The 18526-nt window shown below is 64.7% G+C and carries 17 protein-coding genes; 14 read left to right on the top strand and 3 right to left on the bottom strand.

From position 1 onward, the window contains the following. Positions 1–14: 14 nt before the first annotated feature. From E0L29_RS04030 to ribE, 10 genes are all read left to right on the top strand, one after another. Positions 15–323, top strand: a complete 309-nt coding sequence (locus tag E0L29_RS04030) for a hypothetical protein (RefSeq protein ID WP_131355051.1) — start codon at positions 15–17, stop codon at positions 321–323. Between the two features lie 8 nt (positions 324–331). Beyond that, complete coding sequence (locus E0L29_RS04025) at positions 332–979, top strand: hydroxyacylglutathione hydrolase family protein (protein ID WP_131355048.1); 648 nt, start codon at positions 332–334, stop codon at positions 977–979. Between the two features lie 198 nt (positions 980–1177). Then, complete coding sequence (locus E0L29_RS04020) at positions 1178–1624, top strand: CBS domain-containing protein (RefSeq protein ID WP_131355045.1); 447 nt, start codon at positions 1178–1180, stop codon at positions 1622–1624. Between the two features lie 133 nt (positions 1625–1757). Then, entirely contained in the window at positions 1758–3461 is a 1704-nt protein-coding gene (locus E0L29_RS04015) for an FAD-dependent oxidoreductase (RefSeq protein WP_131355042.1), read from the top strand. 12 nt (positions 3462–3473) lie between these two features. Continuing rightward, complete coding sequence (locus E0L29_RS04010; protein ID WP_131355039.1) at positions 3474–4508, top strand: succinate dehydrogenase/fumarate reductase iron-sulfur subunit; 1035 nt, start codon at positions 3474–3476, stop codon at positions 4506–4508. Between the two features lie 16 nt (positions 4509–4524). Next, positions 4525–5373, top strand: coding sequence for a CoB--CoM heterodisulfide reductase iron-sulfur subunit B family protein (locus E0L29_RS04005; RefSeq protein ID WP_131355036.1), 849 nt, complete (start codon positions 4525–4527; stop codon positions 5371–5373). A 143-nt stretch (positions 5374–5516) separates the two neighbouring features. After that, positions 5517–6572 carry a uroporphyrinogen decarboxylase gene (gene hemE / locus E0L29_RS04000; protein ID WP_131355033.1) on the top strand — a complete coding sequence of 352 codons (1056 nt, stop codon included), beginning with the start codon at positions 5517–5519 and terminating at the stop codon, positions 6570–6572. 97 nt (positions 6573–6669) lie between these two features. Continuing rightward, entirely contained in the window at positions 6670–7506 is an 837-nt protein-coding gene (locus tag E0L29_RS03995) for an ion transporter (RefSeq protein ID WP_131355031.1), read from the top strand. Between the two features lie 105 nt (positions 7507–7611). Next, complete coding sequence (locus E0L29_RS03990; protein WP_131355772.1) at positions 7612–8244, top strand: SIS domain-containing protein; 633 nt, start codon at positions 7612–7614, stop codon at positions 8242–8244. A gap of 20 nt (positions 8245–8264) precedes the next feature. Then, positions 8265–8732, top strand: a complete 468-nt coding sequence (ribE, locus tag E0L29_RS03985; protein WP_131355029.1) for a 6,7-dimethyl-8-ribityllumazine synthase — start codon at positions 8265–8267, stop codon at positions 8730–8732. Positions 8733–8826: 94 nt separating this feature from the next. Here the strand turns inward: ribE and E0L29_RS03980 are convergent, their stop codons facing one another. From E0L29_RS03980 to E0L29_RS03970, 3 genes are read right to left on the bottom strand one after another with little or no spacing between them, the layout of a single operon-like run. Continuing rightward, positions 8827–9522 carry a lysophospholipid acyltransferase family protein gene (locus E0L29_RS03980; protein WP_131355026.1) on the bottom strand — a complete coding sequence of 232 codons (696 nt, stop codon included), beginning with the start codon at positions 9520–9522 and terminating at the stop codon, positions 8827–8829. Between the two features lie 20 nt (positions 9523–9542). Then, a complete protein-coding gene (gene thrC / locus E0L29_RS03975) occupies positions 9543–10859 on the bottom strand; it encodes a threonine synthase (RefSeq protein ID WP_131355023.1) in 1317 nt (438 codons plus the stop codon). Positions 10860–10891: 32 nt separating this feature from the next. Further along, positions 10892–11854: a homoserine kinase gene (locus E0L29_RS03970; RefSeq protein WP_131355020.1), complete on the bottom strand. Its 963-nt coding sequence runs from the start codon at positions 11852–11854 to the stop codon at positions 10892–10894. A 214-nt stretch (positions 11855–12068) separates the two neighbouring features. Between E0L29_RS03970 and atpA the strand changes: the two genes are divergently transcribed. The 4 genes from atpA (at position 12069) to E0L29_RS03950 (ending at position 18493) form a co-directional block, all read left to right on the top strand. Then, the gene (gene atpA, locus E0L29_RS03965; protein WP_131355017.1) at positions 12069–13649 is read left to right on the top strand and encodes a F0F1 ATP synthase subunit alpha; all 1581 of its coding nucleotides are present in this window, start codon (positions 12069–12071) and stop codon (positions 13647–13649) included. A gap of 53 nt (positions 13650–13702) precedes the next feature. Continuing rightward, positions 13703–14575: a F0F1 ATP synthase subunit gamma gene (locus E0L29_RS03960; RefSeq protein ID WP_131355014.1), complete on the top strand. Its 873-nt coding sequence runs from the start codon at positions 13703–13705 to the stop codon at positions 14573–14575. A 170-nt stretch (positions 14576–14745) separates the two neighbouring features. Next, the gene (gene thrA, locus E0L29_RS03955; RefSeq protein WP_131355011.1) at positions 14746–17205 is read left to right on the top strand and encodes a bifunctional aspartate kinase/homoserine dehydrogenase I; all 2460 of its coding nucleotides are present in this window, start codon (positions 14746–14748) and stop codon (positions 17203–17205) included. Then, positions 17198–18493: a CinA family nicotinamide mononucleotide deamidase-related protein gene (locus tag E0L29_RS03950; RefSeq protein WP_131355008.1), complete on the top strand. Its 1296-nt coding sequence runs from the start codon at positions 17198–17200 to the stop codon at positions 18491–18493. Before thrA ends, E0L29_RS03950 begins: the two co-directional genes overlap by 8 nt. Positions 18494–18526 lie beyond the last annotated feature (33 nt).

Here is an 18526-nt window from a genome sequence, read left to right as displayed (position 1 = left end):
AGAGGGAGTCCATCATGAAGTTTCTGGCAATCATGGGGCATGAGGAGACCCGCCCCCAGGTCCGCAAGCTCTTTCAGCAGCACCGGGTCCATATGTTCTCCAACATCGCCATCCGCGGCTGCAACTGCCAGCGCTCCGAGAAGGAGAGCATGTCCTGGTGGCCGGCCGACGAAAGCCTCGGCACCTACAGCTCGCTCTGCTTCGCCATCCTCGATGCCGCAAAGGCAGAGGAGATCATGGCGGAGCTCGAGCGGAACCCCATCGCCGTCGACAAGGACTTCCCCGCGCGGGCGTTCCTCATGAACGTCGAAAAGTTCTTCTGAGGAGCCCCGTGGCGCTCACCGTACGCCAGATCCGGGTCGGCGGCGACAGGAACTTCGCCTATCTCGCCGCCGACCCGGAAACCGGAGAGGCGTTCGCCCTGGACCCCTCGTTCGATCCGCAGTCGGTCGTCAGGGCCGCCCGGGATGAGGGGTTCCGGCTGCGCTACGTCTTCTGCACCCACGACCACTCCGACCACACCTCCGGCAACGACGAGATCCGCCGCCTCACCGGACTCGAGCCTCTCCTCTACGGATACCTCTGCCCGGAAACCGGGCTCACGGTGGAGGACGGCGCACGCTTTCCCCTCGGCCGGCTCTCGGTCGAGATCATCCATACCCCCGGCCACACGCCCGACAGCATCTGCCTGTATTCGGACGGCAACCTCTTCACCGGCGATACGCTTTTCGTCGGCAAGGTCGGCGGCACCGCGACCGATGAGGATGCCCGGCAGGAGTACGACTCGCTTACCTCCAGGCTCATGGCGTTCCCGCCTGAGACGAAGGTGTGGCCCGGCCACGACTACGGCACCAGCCCCTCCTCCGACATCGGCACCCAGCGGAGCACGAACCCCTTCCTCACCCGCCCCGGCTTCGAGGCCTTCCTCGAGCTCAAGCGCAACTGGGCCGCCTACAAGCGGGAGCACGGCATCGCCTGAACGGGAGGGCTCCCGCCCGGCCGGGTTCCTGCGGCGATTTTGCTCCGTGCACCTTTTTTCTTACATTGTAGGCTGAGTTTTTATCCCCCTCGGGACTGCGGGCCCCGCGCCTGTCCCAGATTTCATGCAGTACGGCCGGCAGACGCTTCGCAGCCAGCTCCGGTGTTTCATCCATCCACACGTAACCTGTTGTCGACTATGGACCAGCTCATCACTCTTCGTACGCTCCCGGTATCGGCCCTCATGCAGAAGGATTTCGCAATCATCAAGGGAAGCTGCACCGTTGCAGAGGCCCTGCAGATCATGAAAAAAAGCGGCGAGAGCGGCCTGATCGTCGAGCCCCGCAATGAGGACGACTGCTACGGCGTCATCACCGAAAAGGACATCCTCGGCAAGGTCATCGATCCCGGCGAGGACGTGCACCGCGATCCGTGGAACACCCCGGTCTTCCAGATCATGAGCAAGCCGGTCATCAGCGTCAACCCGAGCCTGCGCATCAAGTACGCGCTGCGCATGATGAAGCGCACCAACGTCCGTCGCCTGACCGTCATGGACGGCAACGCGGTGGTCGGCGTCCTCAACATGACCGACGTCCTGCACGCCGTCGAGGAGCTTCCGGCGCATGACGACCACGTCGCCCTGTAAGGAGGCGGCCCCTTCGTCGCCACCCGAACGTTTCCGGTAAGAGAGTATCCAGTATGCGGGGCTGCGGCACTGCCGTGCCCCCAGTTTAATCCGTGCGCCTGCCCGAGAGAGGCCATACACAAGACTTGAGCGAATGAAACCATTTGACATCATTATCGTCGGAGGCGGCGGAGCCGGGCTCTACGCGGCCATGGAAGCGATGAAGACGAACCCGTCGCTGAACATCGCCGTCCTCTCGAAGGTCTACCCCAACCGCTCGCACACCTCGGCCGCCCAGGGCGGGGCCAACGCGGCGCTCGCCAACACGGCCAAGGACGACTCGGTCGACCTGCACATCTTCGACACCATCAAGGGAAGCGACTACCTGGCCGACCAGGACGCCGTCGAGGTGCTCTGCTCCGAGGCGCCGAAGATCATCCGCGAGCTCGACAACATCGGCACCCCCTGGTCGCGGCTCGACGACAAAACGATCGCCCAGCGCCCCTTCGGCGGCGCCGGACGCCCCCGCTGCTGCTACTGCGCCGACAAGACCGGCCACACCATCCTCCAGACCCTCTATGAACAGTGCCTGAAGAAGGGGGTGGTGTTCTTCAACGAGTACTTCGCCCTCAGCCTCTCCGTCAGGGGGAGCCAGTCGAAGGGCCTCATCGCAATGGACATCAAGACCGGCAAGATCGAGGCGTTCTCCGCCCGCACCGTGATCTTCGCGACCGGCGGCTACGCCAAGATGTACTGGAACCGTTCGAGCAACGCCGCCGGCAACTCCGGCGACGGCCAGGCGATCTGCTACCGCGCCGGCCTTCCGCTGAAGGACATGGAGTTCGTCCAGTTCCATCCGACAGGCCTGCGCAAGAGCGGCCTGCTCGTCACCGAGGGCGCACGCGGCGAGGGAGGCTACCTCCTCAACAGCCAGGGCGAGCGCTTCATGTCGCGCTACGCGCCGGAGAAGATGGAGCTCGGTCCGCGCGACCTCGTCTCCCGTTCGATCGAGACCGAAATCCTGCAGGGCCGCGGCTTCGACAGCCCGGCCGGCAAGTACGTCCACCTCGACCTCACCCATCTCGGCGCCGACCTCATCAAGAGCCGCCTGCCGCAGATCCGCGAGATGTCGATGTACTTCGAGGGCGTCGATCCGATCGAGGAGCCCATCCCGGTCCGTCCGACGGCCCACTACTCGATGGGCGGCATCGATACCGACAACGAGGGCCGTACCGTGATGCAGGGCGTCTATGCCGCGGGCGAATGCGCCTGCGTCTCGGTGCACGGAGCCAACCGCCTCGGCGGCAACTCCCTGCTCGACATCCTCGTCTTCGGCCGCATCGTCGGCCGCACGGCCGCCGAGGAGGCCCGCAGCTTCGAGCCCGGCAACATCAGCGAGGCCGAGCTCAAGGAGCACTCCGAGGAGATCCGCAGCTACATGCAGCCCAGCGGGCACTACGAGCGTTACGGCGCGCTTCGCGAAGAGCTCGGCCAGACGCTCGGCCTGAATGTCGGCATCTACCGCGAGGCTCCGCTCATCCGGAAGGGCATCGAGGACATCGAGGCGCTCCGGGAGCGTTTCAAGAAGGTCCGGGTGTTCGACTCGAGCGACGTCTTCAACACCAACCTGCAGCAGGTCCTCGAGCTGCGCAACATGCTCGACCTCTCCGAAACCGTCGCCGCCGGGGCTCTCGCCCGCGAGGAGAGCCGCGGCTCGCACACCCGCACCGACTTTCCGACGCGCGACGACGGGAAGTGGCACAAGCATACCCTGGCGACCCTTGTCGACGGCAGGCTCGAACTGGGCGAAAAGCCGGTTACGATGGGCCGTCATGAACTCCAGGAAAGAACTTATTAATCACAAGCGCCCATGACTGTCTCTAGCGACCAGCATATCGAAGGCAAGCGCGACGTCACCTTCCGGGTGTTCCGGCTGAACCCCCAGGTCGACAGCAAGCCCTATTTCGATGACTATACCATCCCGGTCGAACGGGGTATCACGGTGCTTCGCGCCCTGAACTACATCAAGGAGAACATCGACGCCTCCGTCAGCTACCGCGTCTTCTGCCAGGCCGGCATCTGCGGCTCCTGCGGCATGCGCATCAACGGCATCTCCAAGCTGGCCTGCACCACCCAGGTGTGGGACGAGCTGCCGAAGTGCCGCGAGGCGGGCATCATCAGGATCGAGCCGCTGCGCAACCTGCCGCTGCTCAAGGACCTCATCGTCGACATGGACCCCCTCGTCGGCAAGATGAAGCACTACTCCAACTGGGTCGTCTCCACCATGGAGGAGTCCGAGATGGGCCGAAAGGAGTTCCTCGTCTCCGAAGAGGAGTTCAGCCGGTACGACAAGGCCACCGACTGCATTCTCTGCGCTTCCTGCGTCTCGGAGTGCAGCATCCTGCGCGCCAACAAGGAGTACGTCTCCCCGGCGGTGCTCCTGAAGTCCCACCGCATGAACGTCGACTCGCGCGACGGGCTCCACGACGTGCGCCTCGCCGAACTGGTGCAGGACCACGGCGTCTGGGACTGCACGCACTGCTACCGCTGCCAGGAGACCTGCGTCAAAAGCATCCCGATCATGGACGCCATCCACGGCATCCGTGAGGACGCGATCGAGTCGCGCGGCATGAAGGACACCGCCGGCGCCAAGCACGCCGAGGCGTTCATGTCGGACATCGAGAAGAAGGGCAAGCTGGTCGAGGCTACCCTGCCGTTCCGCACCAACGGCGTGGCATGGACCGTGAAGAACCTCCTGCCGATGGCCGTGAAGATGATCCTGAAGCGCCGCACGCCGCCGCCGCCGCCGCTCGTGAAGGCGTCGAAAGGCATGAAGAAGTTCCGTGAGGAGTTCCGCGAGATGTCGGAACATGTCAAAGAGGACCACAAGACCCATAAAAAATAATCGGGAGGCCTTCCGGATGAAGAAATACGCATATTACCTGAGCTGCATCAACGAGTCCATGACCAAGGAGGTCGACCGCTCGATTGCGCTCTGGCAGAAGGATCTCGATATCGAGCTCGTGCACCTGCACGAGAGCACCTGCTGCGGAGGAAGCAACCTCGACTACGTCAGCCCGAAGCACTTCGCGCTGGTCAATGCCCGCAACATCGCTCACGCCGAGAAGATGGGCATGGACCTCGTCGTCTCCTGCAACACCTGCCTCATGACCATCCGCAGCGCCAAGAAGAAGCTCGATGCGTCGGCTGAGCTGCGTGCCGAGGTCAACGAGATCCTCAGGAAAGAGGGTCTCGAGTACCGCGGCACCTCCGAGGTCCGCCACCTGCTCTGGGTGCTCATCGACGACGTCGGGCTCGACGTCATCAAGTCGAAGGTCAAGGTGCCGCTCTCGAAGTACCGCATCGCGCCCTTCTACGGCTGCCACATCCTCCGTCCCTCGACGGTGCTCGGCAAGGACAACCCGCTCGACCCGACCTCGCTCGACCAGCTCGTCCTGGCGCTCGGCGGCACCACCATCCCCTACCGCCACAAGAACCGCTGCTGCGGCTTCCACACCCTGCTCGTCGCCGAGGAGGAGTCGCTGAGCGTCGCGGCCGAGGCGCTCGAGGAGGCCATCGACCTGAAGGCCGACTTCATCGTCACCCCCTGCCCGCTCTGCCACACCGTGCTCGACGGCTACCAGTCGAAGGCGCTGAAGCATGCCGGCAGCCACAGCTCGATTCCCGTGTTCCACCTTTCGGAGATGGTCGGCCTCGCGCTCGGCTACAGCCCGAAGGAGCTCGGCATCAAGCGCCACATCGTCAGCTGAGGGGTCTTCCGGCGGGGAGGCGTTTTAAAAAACGGCCGGAAAGTCGTACCTTTGCAGGTTCCGTCTGTTCCGGCTGCGGCCGCCAAAGCGCCGCCCCTCAAAGGGTTCAGGTTTTTTTGTAAACACTCTAACTTTAGCTCTGCATGCTCAAAAACGATCTTTTCCTCCGGGCTCTGAAGCGCCAGCCATGCTCACGGACCCCCATCTGGGTGATGCGCCAGGCAGGCCGTTACCTTCCCGAGTACCGTGCCGTCAGGGAGAAAACCGACTTCCTCACCCTCTGCAAGACCCCCGAGCTCGCCATGGAGGTCACCATCCAGCCGGTCGACATCATCGGCGTGGATGCGGCGATCATCTTCAGCGACATCCTCGTCGTCAACGAGGCGATGGGCATGAACGTCGAGATCATCGAGAGCAAGGGCATCAAGCTGACCCCCCCGATCCGCAGCCAGGTCGACATCGACCGCCTGATCGTTCCCGAGGTGCAGGACAAGCTCGGCTACGTGCTCGACGCCATCCGCCTCACCAAGAAGGAGCTCGACAACCGCGTTCCCCTCATCGGCTTCTCCGGTGCGGCATGGACCCTCTTCACCTACGCCGTCGAAGGCGGCGGATCGAAGAACTACGCATTCGCCAAGAAGATGATGTTCCGTGAGCCGAAGATGGCCCACATGCTGCTCAGCAAGATCTCCTCGGTCATCTCCGACTACGTCTGCGCACAGGTCGAGGCCGGAGCCGACGCCATCCAGATCTTCGACTCCTGGGCCAGCGCCCTCTCCGAGGACGACTACCGCGAGTTCGCGCTTCCCTACATCAAGGAGAACGTGCAGGCGGTGAAGGCCAAGTACCCGGACACCCCGGTCATCGTCTTCTCGAAGGACTGCAACACCATCCTCACCGAGATCGCCGACACCGGCGCCGACGCTGTCGGACTCGGCTGGGGCATCGACATCAAGAAGGCCCGCACCATCCTCGGCGACCGCGTCTGCCTCCAGGGCAACATGGACCCGACGGTCCTCTACGGCACCCCGGAGAAGATCAAGGCTGAGGCCGCCAAGATCCTCAAGCAGTTCGGCCAGCACACCGCACAGTCCGGCCACGTCTTCAACCTCGGCCACGGCATCCTGCCCGACGTCGATCCGGCCAACCTGAAGCTGCTCGTCGACTTCGTCAAGGAGGAGAGCGCCAAGTACCACTAAGGCGTCCTTCCCCGTTCCGTTCCAGCAAAAGCTCCGTCAGTACCCGTACCGGCGGAGCTTTTTTTTCGAGCCCCGTCAACCCATTCGTCCCGACGCCATGGAAAAGCACGGCACCCTGCGCGACCGGCTGCGCCACGTCATCTTCGACTACGACACCTTCCCCGCAAAGGCTTTCGACCTCGCGCTCATCGCGGCCATTTCGCTGAGCGTGCTGACCGTCATGCTCGACAGCGTGCCCTCGCTGCACCGGTCGGCCGGCGGACTGTTCCTCGCGCTCGAGTGGTTCTTCACCGTCCTCTTCTCGGCGGAGTATGCGCTCCGGCTGTATGCGAGCCCCGACCGGCGTCGCTACGCCCTGAGCTTTTTCGGCCTGGTCGACTTCTTTTCGGTCTTCCCGACATGGCTCAGCCTCTTCGTGCCCGGCGCCCAGTACCTGCTCGTCATCCGCTTCTTCAGGGTCCTGCGCATCTTCCGGCTCCTGAAGCTGATGCAGTTCGTGCGCGAAGCCAACTTCGTCCGCCAGTCCGTCGTGGCATCCTCGCGAAAGATCCTCGTCTTCCTCTTCTTCGTCGTGGTGCTCACAAGCATCGTCGGGGCCCTCATGTACCTCATCGAAGGGGAGTCGCACGGGTTCCGGAGCATTCCCGAGAGCATCTACTGGGCGATCGTGACCGTCACGACCGTCGGCTACGGCGACATCTCGCCCGAGACCCCGCTCGGCCGCGCGCTTGCCGCGCTGCTCATGATCACCGGCTACAGCGTCATCGCCGTGCCGACCGGCATCGTCTCGGCCGAAATGGCCGCCATCGACCGCTCTGCACCAAGGCAGACGCGCTGCCCGTCGTGCCCGGAGCTCTTCCACGAAGGAGACGCCCTGTTCTGCCGCCGCTGCGGCCGGAGGCTCGAGGAGGGCGCGGCGGACGGGGGGGCGTGAGGATTTTCTTCCTATCGCTCGGTTTTTCGTTATATTGGCGTAACCATGGCACCGGTGCGCCTCAAGGGGCGCGGGCAGAGAGAACGAACCATATTCACAGCAATGATGGAGAGAGAGGGAACATGCAACTGCCGACTCACCGACCGGAGCCGGCTCGAGGAGAGCGTTCTTGAGACGCTGCTCTACAGCGCGCGCCTGAAGGAGCGGGTCGCCCGCGAGTCCGGCGCACAGATTGCCGCCATGGCGCGCATGATGGCCGCAACCTTCGAGGAGGGCGGCACGGTGCTCTTCTGCGGCAACGGCGGCAGCGCGGCAGACGCCCAGCACCTGGCCACCGAGCTCACCATCCGCTACCGCAGCTCGGTCCAGCGCCCGGCGCTTCCGGCCATCGCGCTCTCCAGCGACAGCATGGCGCTCACGGCCGGGGCCAACGACCTCGGCTACGACAACGTGTTCGCCCGCCTCGTCGAGGCGTACGGAAAGAAGGGAGACCTGCTCGTCGGGATCTCGACGAGCGGCAACAGCCAAAGCGTCGTCCAGGCGCTCGTGACCGCAAAGCAGCGGGGAATGGGCACCATCGCCCTCCTCGGCGGCGACGGCGGCCGCATGAAAGGCATGGCCGACCTCGAGCTCATCGTCCCCCACACCGGCACGGCCGACCGCGTGCAGGAGTGCCACATCGCCGTCGGCCACGTCCTGATCGATCTTGTGGAGCGTATCCTCGGATACTGCGACTAACCCTTAAACCACCATACCCCATGCCAGTCAAGCAGATAGAAGGAGCACTCAGCGCAAAGGACGCCCGCTTCGCCATCGTCGTCTCCCGCTTCAACGACTTCATCGGCCAGAAGCTGGTCGAGGGCGCCCTGGACTGCATCCGCCGCCACGGCGGATCGGAGGAGCATATCACCATCTACCGCTGCCCCGGCGCCTTCGAACTGCCGATGGTGTCGAAGAAGGCCGCGCTCACCGGAAAGTACGACGCCCTCATCACGCTCGGCGCCATCATCCGCGGAAGCACCCCCCATTTCGACGTCGTTGCCGCCGAGGCCGCCAAGGGCATCGCCCAGGCCTCTCTTGAGACCGGCGTGCCGATCGCCTTCGGGGTACTGACCACCGAGAACATCGAGCAGGCGATCGAGAGGGCCGGCACGAAGGCCGGCAACAAGGGGTTCGACGCCGCCCTCACCGCCATCGAGATGGTCGACCTCTACCGCAATATCTGAGGGACTTTTCCTCTGCCGGCGCCGATGACGAAGGGCCGCTGCTTCATCCCGAGGCAGCGGCCCTTTCTCTGTGTTCTTTGCAGGACGCGGCTGCTCAGCCGAGGTTTCGGGCGATGGCTTCGCGCGAGGCCTTCATGAGGGCTTCGACGTTGGGGAAGTCGGCGGTGCGGAGGGGCTTGCCGATGATGAGCCGAACCGTGCCGCGGTGGATCGCCAGGCTCTTTTTCGGCGTGATGCGGTGGCTGCCGACGATGGTGACGGGGAGCACCTCGGCCCGGGCCTTTTCGGCGACGAGGAAGGCCCCGCGCTTGAAGGGGAGGAGCTTGCCGGTGGCCGAGCGGGTCCCTTCGGGGAAGATGTGCACCGAGCGGCCGCTTTTGAGGACTTCGGCCGCCGAGAGGAGGCTCTTGAGGGCTTCGCGGTTCTGGCCCCGCTTGATCATGACGTATCCTCCGTTCCTGAGCGCCCATCCGAAGACGGGGATCCTTCCGAGCTCCTCCTTGGCGACGAAGCGGAGGTTGAGCTTCATCGAGCCGAGCAGGAGCGGGATGTCGGCCATGCCGGCATGGTTGCTGACGACGAGGTAGCTCCTGCCGGGCGTGTAGTTCTCCTCGCCCTCCACTTCGACCCTGATGCCGAAGAGCCGGGCGCTGAAACGCCCCCACCAGGAAGCGATCCGGGCGAACCGGTCGCCGTTGCCGTCGAGGAGGTTGAGGACGTAGCCGTAGAGCATCCCGAAGAACATGATGGGTATCAGGATGATGAAGAAGAGCAGGGTGCGGGCGTTCATGGGGGCGTGGTGTGGTGTGCTCAGCCGTCGAGGCCGTTGAGGAAGTCCGCAAGCTCCCGGAAGCGGGGTTCGATCACCGTCGAGCGCTTCTCCTTTTCGAGGAGGCAGCGGAGGCGTTCGGGTACGTCGACCTTGATATTGAGGGCCTCTTCGATGGCTTCGAGGAACTTCGAGGGGTGGGCGGTCGAGAGCACGACGGCGGGCGTGCCGATGTACTTTCCTTCCCGGCGCATCTCCTGGAGGGCCCGGTAGCCGACGGCGGTGTGGGGGTCCATCACGTAGCCGAAGCGCTCGTATGCGAGCCGGATGGTCTCGAGGGTCTCCTTGTCGGTGACGGAGGTGGCGGCGATGTCGCGGGCCATGGCGTCGTGGTCCCCTCGGTAGATATGGAGGAGGCGGGCGAAGTTGCTCGGGTTGCCGACGTCCATCGCCGTCGAGAGGGTGCGGCGGGTCGGACGGGGTTCGTAGCGCCCCTCGGAAAGGTAGCGCGTGACGCTGTCGTTGGCGTTCGAGGCGGCGATGAAGCCTCCGACGGGAAAGCCCATCTTCTTTGCCAGCACGCCGGCCGTCAGGTTGCCGTAGTTGCCGCTTGGCACCGAGAAGACGGGGTTTTCCAGCCCGTGCTCCTCCCTGAGCCGGAGCGCCGCCCAGGCGTAGTAGAAGGACTGCGGCACGAGGCGGGAGATGTTGATCGAGTTGGCCGAGGTCAGGGTGAGGCGGCTCTTCAGCTCCGGGTCGACGAAGGCCTCCTTCACGAGGCGCTGGCAGTCGTCGAAATCCCCCTTCACCTCGAGGGCGTGCACGTTGCCGCCGGCCGTGGTGAGCTGCTGCTCCTGCAGGCGGCTGACCTTGCCGGAGGGGTAGAGCAGCACCACGCGGGTGTTCGGGATGCCCTGGAAGCCGTAGGCGACTGCGCTGCCGGTGTCGCCGGAGGTGGCCACAAGCACCGTGATCATGCGCCTGTCCTCGGCGGCGAACCATCCGGTCATGCGGGCCAGGAACCGGGCGCCGTAGTCCTTGAAGGCGAGCGTCGGCCCGTGGAAGAGCTCTTCGACGAAGGTCGTCTCGTCGAGCCGGACGAGCGGGGTCTCGAAGCTGCAGGCGTCGCTGACGATCCGCTGCAGCTCGACGGGGGGCACCTCGCCGTCGACGAACTTTTTGGCGATCGCGAAGCCGATGTCGCTGAAGGATGCTCCTTCGAGGTTCGCGATCTCGGCGGGGGAGAGCGTGGGGAGCTCGGAGGGGACGTAGAGTCCTCCGTCGGGGGCGAGCCCCTCGAGGGTGGCCCGTTTCATGGAGACCGGCGTGGAGGATTTGCTGGTGCTGAAGTAGATCATGTGTCTGTCGGGAACGTCGTCGGTTGTGTTCGTTAGAGTATCCTTGCCCCTTCGCGGCAGATCGGCGAGACCCACATGTCGGAGGCGAGCCCTGCGCTGCCGGAGAGGAAGGCCTCCTGCATGGCGCGTCCGGCCTTCTCGGCCGACTCGCGCGACCGTGAGAAGGCGAAGACGGAGGGGCCCGATCCCGCGATGCTGCAGCCGAGGGCGCCGGCTTCCATGGCGGCCTCCTTCACCCCGGTGAAGCCGGGGATGAGCGGCGCGCGCCTGGGCTCGGCGACCACGTCGACGAGCGAGCGGCCGATGAGCGGGTAGTCGGAGCTCTGCAGTCCGGCGATGAGCGCCCCGACGTTGCCCCACTGCTGGATGGCCAGCTTGAGCGGGATCTCGGCGGGGAGCACCGAGCGGGCGTAGGAGGTCCTGAGTTCGGTATGGGGATGGACGAGCGAGCAGAAGAGCTCCTCGGGGGGGGCGATGACGATGAGGTCGAGCGGCGTGTAGCTGCGGATGAGGACGAAGTTGCCGAGGATGGCCGGCGCGGCGTTGTCGGCATGGGCCGAGCCGCAGGCGACCCGCTCGCCCTCGATGGCGAAGTGCACCAGCTCCATCTTCGTGCAGGGCTGGCCGAGCAGTTCGTTGGCCGCCACGAGGGCCGCCGCGGCGCTTGCCGCGCTGCTGCCCATGCCGCTGGAGAGCGGCAGGTGCTTCTTCAGCTCGAGCTCGATGTGGCCGTCGAAACCGATGCCTTTCTGTGCGCGGATGTGTTCGAGGAACTTCAGGACGACGAAACTCGAGGTGTTCTTCCTCGCGTCCTGCGGGAGCTTGCCGCCGTCGCCCGTGATCGACGTGATGGTGACGGGGCCGGAGGTGTGGCTGCGCTCCGAGAGCGAGAGTACGACCTCGTCTCCGGGCTCGCGGATGGCGAACCCGAGCACGTCGAACCCGCAGGCCACGTTTCCGACGGTTGCTGAAGCGAATCCCCTGACTGTTTTCATACGCTTGCTTCGGGGCCAGGGGGTGCGCTGCAACCCGCGGCCGGGTACTGTTGAAAAACCAAGTTGTTCAAATGCGATGGTAGTATTTGAATAACTAAAAGCTTTTCATTAAATTTGGCTTTTCTTTTGGAAAGGGAAAAGATCCCCCGGAATTCAAATGAAAGTAAGCAGAATCTTTCTCTTTTCTTAACAAATAACCAAGCGGAATAAGCATATGTCTACAACAGTCAGGCCTGATGAAGTTTCATCCATACTTCGCAAGCAGCTTGCCGGCTTTGAGTCCGAAGCCGAAGTCTATGATGTGGGAACCGTGCTGCAGGTCGGCGACGGTATCGCACGCGTCTACGGTCTGTCCAAGGCTGCTGCCGGTGAACTCCTCGAGTTCCCCAACAACGTCATGGGCATGGCTCTGAACCTTGAGGAGGACAACGTCGGCGCCGTGCTCTTCGGTGACTCCACCGACGTCAAGGAAGGCGACACTGTCAAGCGTACCGGCATCCTCGCCTCTGTTCCGGTTGGTGAAGCCATGCTCGGCAGGGTGGTCAACCCCCTCGGCGAAGCGATCGACGGCAAGGGCGCGATCGATACCGAGATCCGTCTTCCCCTCGAGCGCCGCGCTCCCGGCGTCATCTACCGCAAGTCGGTGCACGAGCCGCTCCAGACCGGCCTCAAGGCGATCGACGCAATGATCCCGATCGGCCGCGGCCAGCGCGAGCTCATCATCGGCGACCGCCAGACCGGCAAGACCGCCGTTGCGCTCGACACCATCATCAACCAGAAGGGCAAGGGCGTCTTCTGTATCTATGTCGCCATCGGCCTGAAGGGCTCGACCGTCGCACAGGTGGTCAACACCCTCGAGAAGCACGGCGCGATGGAGTACACCACCGTCATCTCGGCAACGGCCTCCGATCCTGCACCGCTGCAGTTCATCGCTCCGTTCTCCGGCGCCGCACTCGGCGAATATTTCCGCGACACCGGCCGCCATGCGCTCGTCATCTACGACGATCTCTCCAAGCAGGCCGTCGCCTACCGCCAGCTCTCCCTCCTGCTCCGCCGTCCGCCGGGACGCGAGGCATACCCGGGCGACGTTTTCTTCCTGCACTCCCGCCTGCTCGAGCGTGCCGCGAAGATCACCGACGACATCGAAGTCGCAAAGAAGATGAACGACCTTCCCGAACCCCTCAAGCCGATGGTGCAGGGTGGCGGCAGCCTTACGGCGCTCCCGATCATCGAGACCCAGGCCGGTGACGTGTCGGCATACATCCCGACCAACGTGATCTCGATCACCGACGGACAGATCTTCCTCGAGACCAACCTGTTCAACAGCGGACAGCGCCCGGCCATCAACGTCGGCATCTCGGTCTCCCGCGTCGGCGGCGCAGCCCAGATCAAGGCGATGAAGAAGGTCGCCGGCACGCTCCGCCTCGACCTCGCGCAGTTCCGTGAGCTCGAAGCCTTCTCGAAGTTCGGTTCCGACCTCGACAAGACCACCAAGGCACAGCTCGACCGCGGCGCGCGCCTCGTCGAGATCCTCAAGCAGGGCCAGTACGTGCCGATGCCGGTCGAACGCCAGGTCGCCATCATCTTCCTCGGCACCCAGGGCCTGCTCGACCAGGTCGCCGTGGAGAATATCAAGAAGTTCGAAGAGGAGTTCCTCGCCATGCTCGATCTCAAGCACGGCGAGATCCTGAAGTCCATTGCGGAAACCGGAGCACTCGATGCCGACATGGCTTCGAAGCTCAAGGAAGTGGCATTGAAGTTCGTCGCCACCTTCAACGACAAGGTGAAGGCCTGAGAAGGGCATCGATGCAGTGGAGTTTCAGATAATACATTAACGACCCGTACTACATGCCAACATTAAAGGACATACGAGTTCGCATCAAGGGCGTGAAATCGACGCAGCAGGTGACGAAGGCCATGAAGATGGTTGCCGCTGCGAAGCTTCGCAAGGCGCAGGAACGGGCGGTCATGGCCCGTCCCTACGCCGCCAAGCTCGGTGAGATGCTCGGATCGCTGTCGACGAAGGTCGACACCTCGGCGACCCCGCTCCTCGCCGACCGTGCAGAGACCTCGAAGGTCCTGGTGGTGCTCGTCACCTCCGACAGGGGGCTCTGCGGCGCTTTCAATACGAACATCATCAAGCTTGCCCAGCGCACGATCCATGAGGAGTTTGCTTCTGCCCATGCGGCCGGCAACGTCCAGATGATCTGCGCCGGAACGCGCGGCTTCGATTTCTTCCGCAAGCGCGGCTACAACATCCTGAAAGGGTACCCGGCCGTGTTCCAGAACCTGGACTTCTCGACTGCCCGCGAAATCGCCGAGACCGCCTCGTCGATGTACGTGAAGGGCGAGGTCGACCGCGTCATCGTGGTCTACAACGAGTTCAAGTCGGTGATCGCCCCGAACCTGAAGGCCGAGCAGTTGCTCCCGATAAAGAGCGAAGGCCCGGTACAGGAAGGCGGCGACTACATCTACGAGCCCTCTCCGGAAGCCATCATCGAGGAGCTGGTACCGAAGCACCTCAACACCCAGGTGTGGAGGATGATGCTCGAGTCCAACGCCGCCGAGCAGGCTGCAAGGATGACCGCCATGGATTCGGCGACCGAGAATGCCAAGGAGCTTCTCCGCACGCTCAACATTAGCTACAACCGTGCCCGCCAGGCGGCGATCACCAAGGAGCTGAGCGAGATCGTCGGTGGCGCCGATGCACTTTCGAACTGATTGCTCTCCGTTGGAGAACAACGCAAAAGCGCCCTGCAACGGGCGCTTTTTTTTTGCGGCGGAACGGCTTTCCGGCGGGGCGCCGCCCTCAATCGGCCCCCTGATTTGCATTTTAACGCTCAATGGATGAAATTCCACGGAGTCTTTAATACCTAGCTACTCGAGGGTACATGAAAATATTCAAGTTCGGGGGGAGCTCCCTCGGTACGGCCGAGCGTATCAGGAACGTTTCGTCGATCATCAGCCGGGCGCTCGAAGATGAGCGCCTCGTCATCGTCATCTCCGCCATGGAGGGGGTGACCGACCGCCTGCTCGAGGCGGCCCGGAGGGCCTGCGGCGGGGACGGCGGCTATGTGGCTGCCGGCGAGGAACTGGCCGAGCGCCATCTCTCGGTCGCCCGCGAGCTGCTTGAGGGTCCGGCGCTCGAGGAGCTCGATGCGGTGCTTCGCCGTGAGCTCCTTGAGCTGCACGACGTCCTGCACGGGATCTTTCTCCTCCGCGAGCTCTCCGCAAAGAGCTCGGCGCTCGTCCAGAGCTTCGGGGAACGCCTCTCGACGCGCATCGTCGCCGCGTGGCTCAGCGCCTCCGGCGTGCCGGCGGTCTATGTCGACGGCCGCGAGCTGATTGTTACCGACGCCGTCTATCCCGATGCCCGCCTCGACGAAGCGGCGAGCCGTGAGCGCATCGGTCTCCGCCTTTCGACGGAGCCGTCGCTTCCGGTCGTGACCGGCTACATCGCCGCAGCCGCGGACGGCTCGGTGACCACGCTCGGGCGCGGCGGATCGGACTACACCGCTTCCGTTCTCGGCTCCGCGCTCGGCGCCGGGGAGATCTGGATCTGGACCCATGTCGACGGGTTCTTCAGCGCCGACCCGAACCGGGTGCCCGACGCGCGGGTGCTTCCCTTCGTCAGTTACGCGGAGGCCATGGAGCTTTCCCATGCGGGGGCGAAGATCCTCCATCCGCTCGCCGTGCAGCCGGCGATGAAAGCATCGATACCGATCCTCATCAAGAACTCGTTCAACCCCGGGGCCGAAGGCACGAGGATCGAGCGCGACCGGCGTCCGGACGACGGCCTTGCCCTGCCGGTCACCGGGCTCACCTCCATCAACTCGGTGGTGCTGCTCAACCTTTCGGGCAGCGGCATGGTCGGCGTGCCGGGCATCGCCTCCCGCCTCTTCACCCGCCTCGCCCGGCATCGCATCAACGTCATCTTCATCTCGCAGGCCTCATCGGAGCAGTCGATCAGCCTGGCCGTCGCGCCGCAGCAGGCCGAGGAGGCCCGGTTCGTGCTCGACGACGAGTTCGGGGCGGAAATCGCCGCCCGCCAGATCGATGCCGTCGCAGTGCGCCGCGACCTTGCCATGATCGCCGTCGTCGGCAACAACATGTCGGGCCATCCCGGCGTGTCGGCCAAGCTGTTCGAGACCCTCGGCAAGAACGGCATCAACGTCATCGCCGTGGCCCAGGGGGTCAACGAGATGAACATCTCCTTCGTCCTGGAGAGCCACCAGGAGGACAAGGCGCTCAACTGCATCCATGAATCCTTCTTCCTCTCCCGCCGTCGGGTGCACGTGTTCATCGCCGGCACCGGCACGATCGCCACAAGCCTGATCGGCCAGATCGGACGCCATCGCCGCGAACTGCAGGAGGCCGACGGGCTCGACGTCGTGGTGGCCGCCGTGGCCAACACCCGCAGCATCGCCTTCGACCCCGACGGGCTCGACCTCGAGGGATGGCAGGAGGCGCTCCGCCCGCGCGGCAGCTACGAGGGGATCGAAGGGTACCTGCGCTTCATCAGGGAGAAGAACCTCCACAACACCATCTTCGTCGACTGCACCGCAAGCGCGGACGTTGCGGCCCGCTATCCCGAGCTGCTGCGCTCCGACATCTCCATCGCCACCGCCAACAAGCTCGGCATGGCCGGTCCCTGGCCGCTCTACCGGGCCATCCGCGACGCCCGGCGCTCGAGCAACGCCCGTTTCCTGTACGAGACCAACGTCGGCGCCGGCCTGCCGATCATCAACACCCTCGGGGACCTCAAGAGCAGCGGCGACCGTATCCGGAGCATCGAGGGGGTCCTCTCCGGCACGCTCAGTTTCATTTTCAACGAACTGCGCAAGGGCGGACGGTTCAGTGAGATCGTCAATAGCGCGCGCCTGGCGGGCTACACCGAGCCGGACCCCCGCGACGACCTGTCGGGAGCGGACTTCGCGCGCAAGTTCCTCATCCTCGGCCGCGAGCTCGGTTTCGAGCTCGAGTACGACCAGGTGGAGTGCGAGAACCTGGTGCCCGAGGAGCTGCGGGGGGAGATGCCGGTCGACACATTCCTCGAACGGCTGGAAATGGTCGACGAGAGCTACGCCAGGGCTATCGAGGAGGCCGGCAGGAACGGGATGACCATCTCGTTCGCCGGCGAGATACGTGACGGGAAGGCCTCGATCGGCGTCAAGCAGGTGCCGCTCGAAAGCCCCCTTGCCGGGCTGAACGGATCGGAGAACATGGTGGTCTTCACCACCGACCGGTACCTCCAGACCCCGCTCGTCGTCAAGGGCCCCGGTGCGGGCGGCGAGGTCACCGCGGGCGGCGTCTTCGCCGACATCCTGCGCATCGCCGGCTACCTTGTCTGAGCGCGTGCTCTCGCTCCGGGCCGAAATCGTTTCGGTGGGCGACGAGCTGCTCAAGGGCCAGCGGGTCAACACCAACGCCTCCTTCATCGCCCGCGTCCTCGGCTCGGTCGGCGTGCCGGTCGTGCGCGTCACGGCCTGCTCCGACTACGAGGGCGAGATGGCCTCGGTCTTTCGGGAGGCGCTCGGCCGCGCCGACGTGGTACTCGTCACCGGGGGGCTCGGCCCCACGAGGGACGACCGCACCCGACGGGCCGCAGAGGAGCTCCTGGGGCTCGGGCTCCGGCTCGACAGGGACGCCCTTCGGGAGGTGGAGCGCCGGGTTGCGGCCCATGGCCGGACGATGAACGAGCTGATGGAAGGCCAGGCCATGGTGCTCGAAGGTTCCACGGCCATCCCCAACACCCGCGGCACGGCGGCCGGCATGATCGTCCCCTGCGGCGAGCGCTTCGGCGGCAGCCATCTGGTCCTGATGCCCGGCGTACCGGTGGAGATGGAGGCGATGATGGAGCTCACGGTCCTGCCGTGGCTCCGCGGCCTCAGCCGTACGGCCATCGTCCACACCCCGATAAAGACCACCGGCGTCGGCGAGTCGACGCTCGCCGAAATGATCCCCGACATCGAGGAGTCGCTGCCGGAGGGCACGACGCTCGCCTACCTGCCGCACGGGGCGGGCGTCGACCTCATGGTCAGTTCCATCGCCGCCGATGCCGCTCTGGCAGGTCGGGATAACGCCGCCGTGGTGGACGCCATCTGCGGAAGGGTCGGAGCCTATGTGTTCGCCGTCGGCGAGGCGAGCCTCGAAGGGACCATCGTCCGGCTCCTCTCGGAGCGCGGCCTGACGCTTTCGGTCGCCGAGTCCTGCACGGGAGGGCAGATCTCGAACCGCCTGACCGATGTCGCCGGCTCGTCGGTTCCCTTCATGCGCGGCTACGTCGTCTACAGCAACCGGGCCAAGGAGGAGCTGCTCTCGGTCGGGCGGGAGCTCATCGAGCGGCACGGCGCGGTGAGCGAGGAGGTCGCCTCCGCCATGGCGCTCGGCTGTCTCCGCCACGCCGGCACCTCCTTCGCACTGGCCACCACCGGCATCGCCGGCCCGGGGGGCGGCAGCCCCGGGAAGCCCGTCGGCACGCTCTGCCTGGCGCTCGCCCGCACGACTGCGGGCGGGGATCCGAGGGTCGAGGTCCGCACCATCCGAACCCACGGCGACCGTCTCCAGAACAAGCACCGTTTTACCGAAGCGGCGCTCCGCGAGCTCTGGCTGGCGCTCCGTTCGGAACAGGACGGATAACTTCCTCCGGTCGTTTTCAAAGACGGGGAATTA

The sequence above is a fragment of the Chlorobium sp. N1 genome, from assembly GCF_004332115.1.
GTDB lineage: Bacteria > Bacteroidota > Chlorobiia > Chlorobiales > Chlorobiaceae > Chlorobium.
The sequence above is the reverse complement of the archived record's forward strand: the minus strand, read 5'-3'. Positions and strand labels throughout refer to the sequence as shown.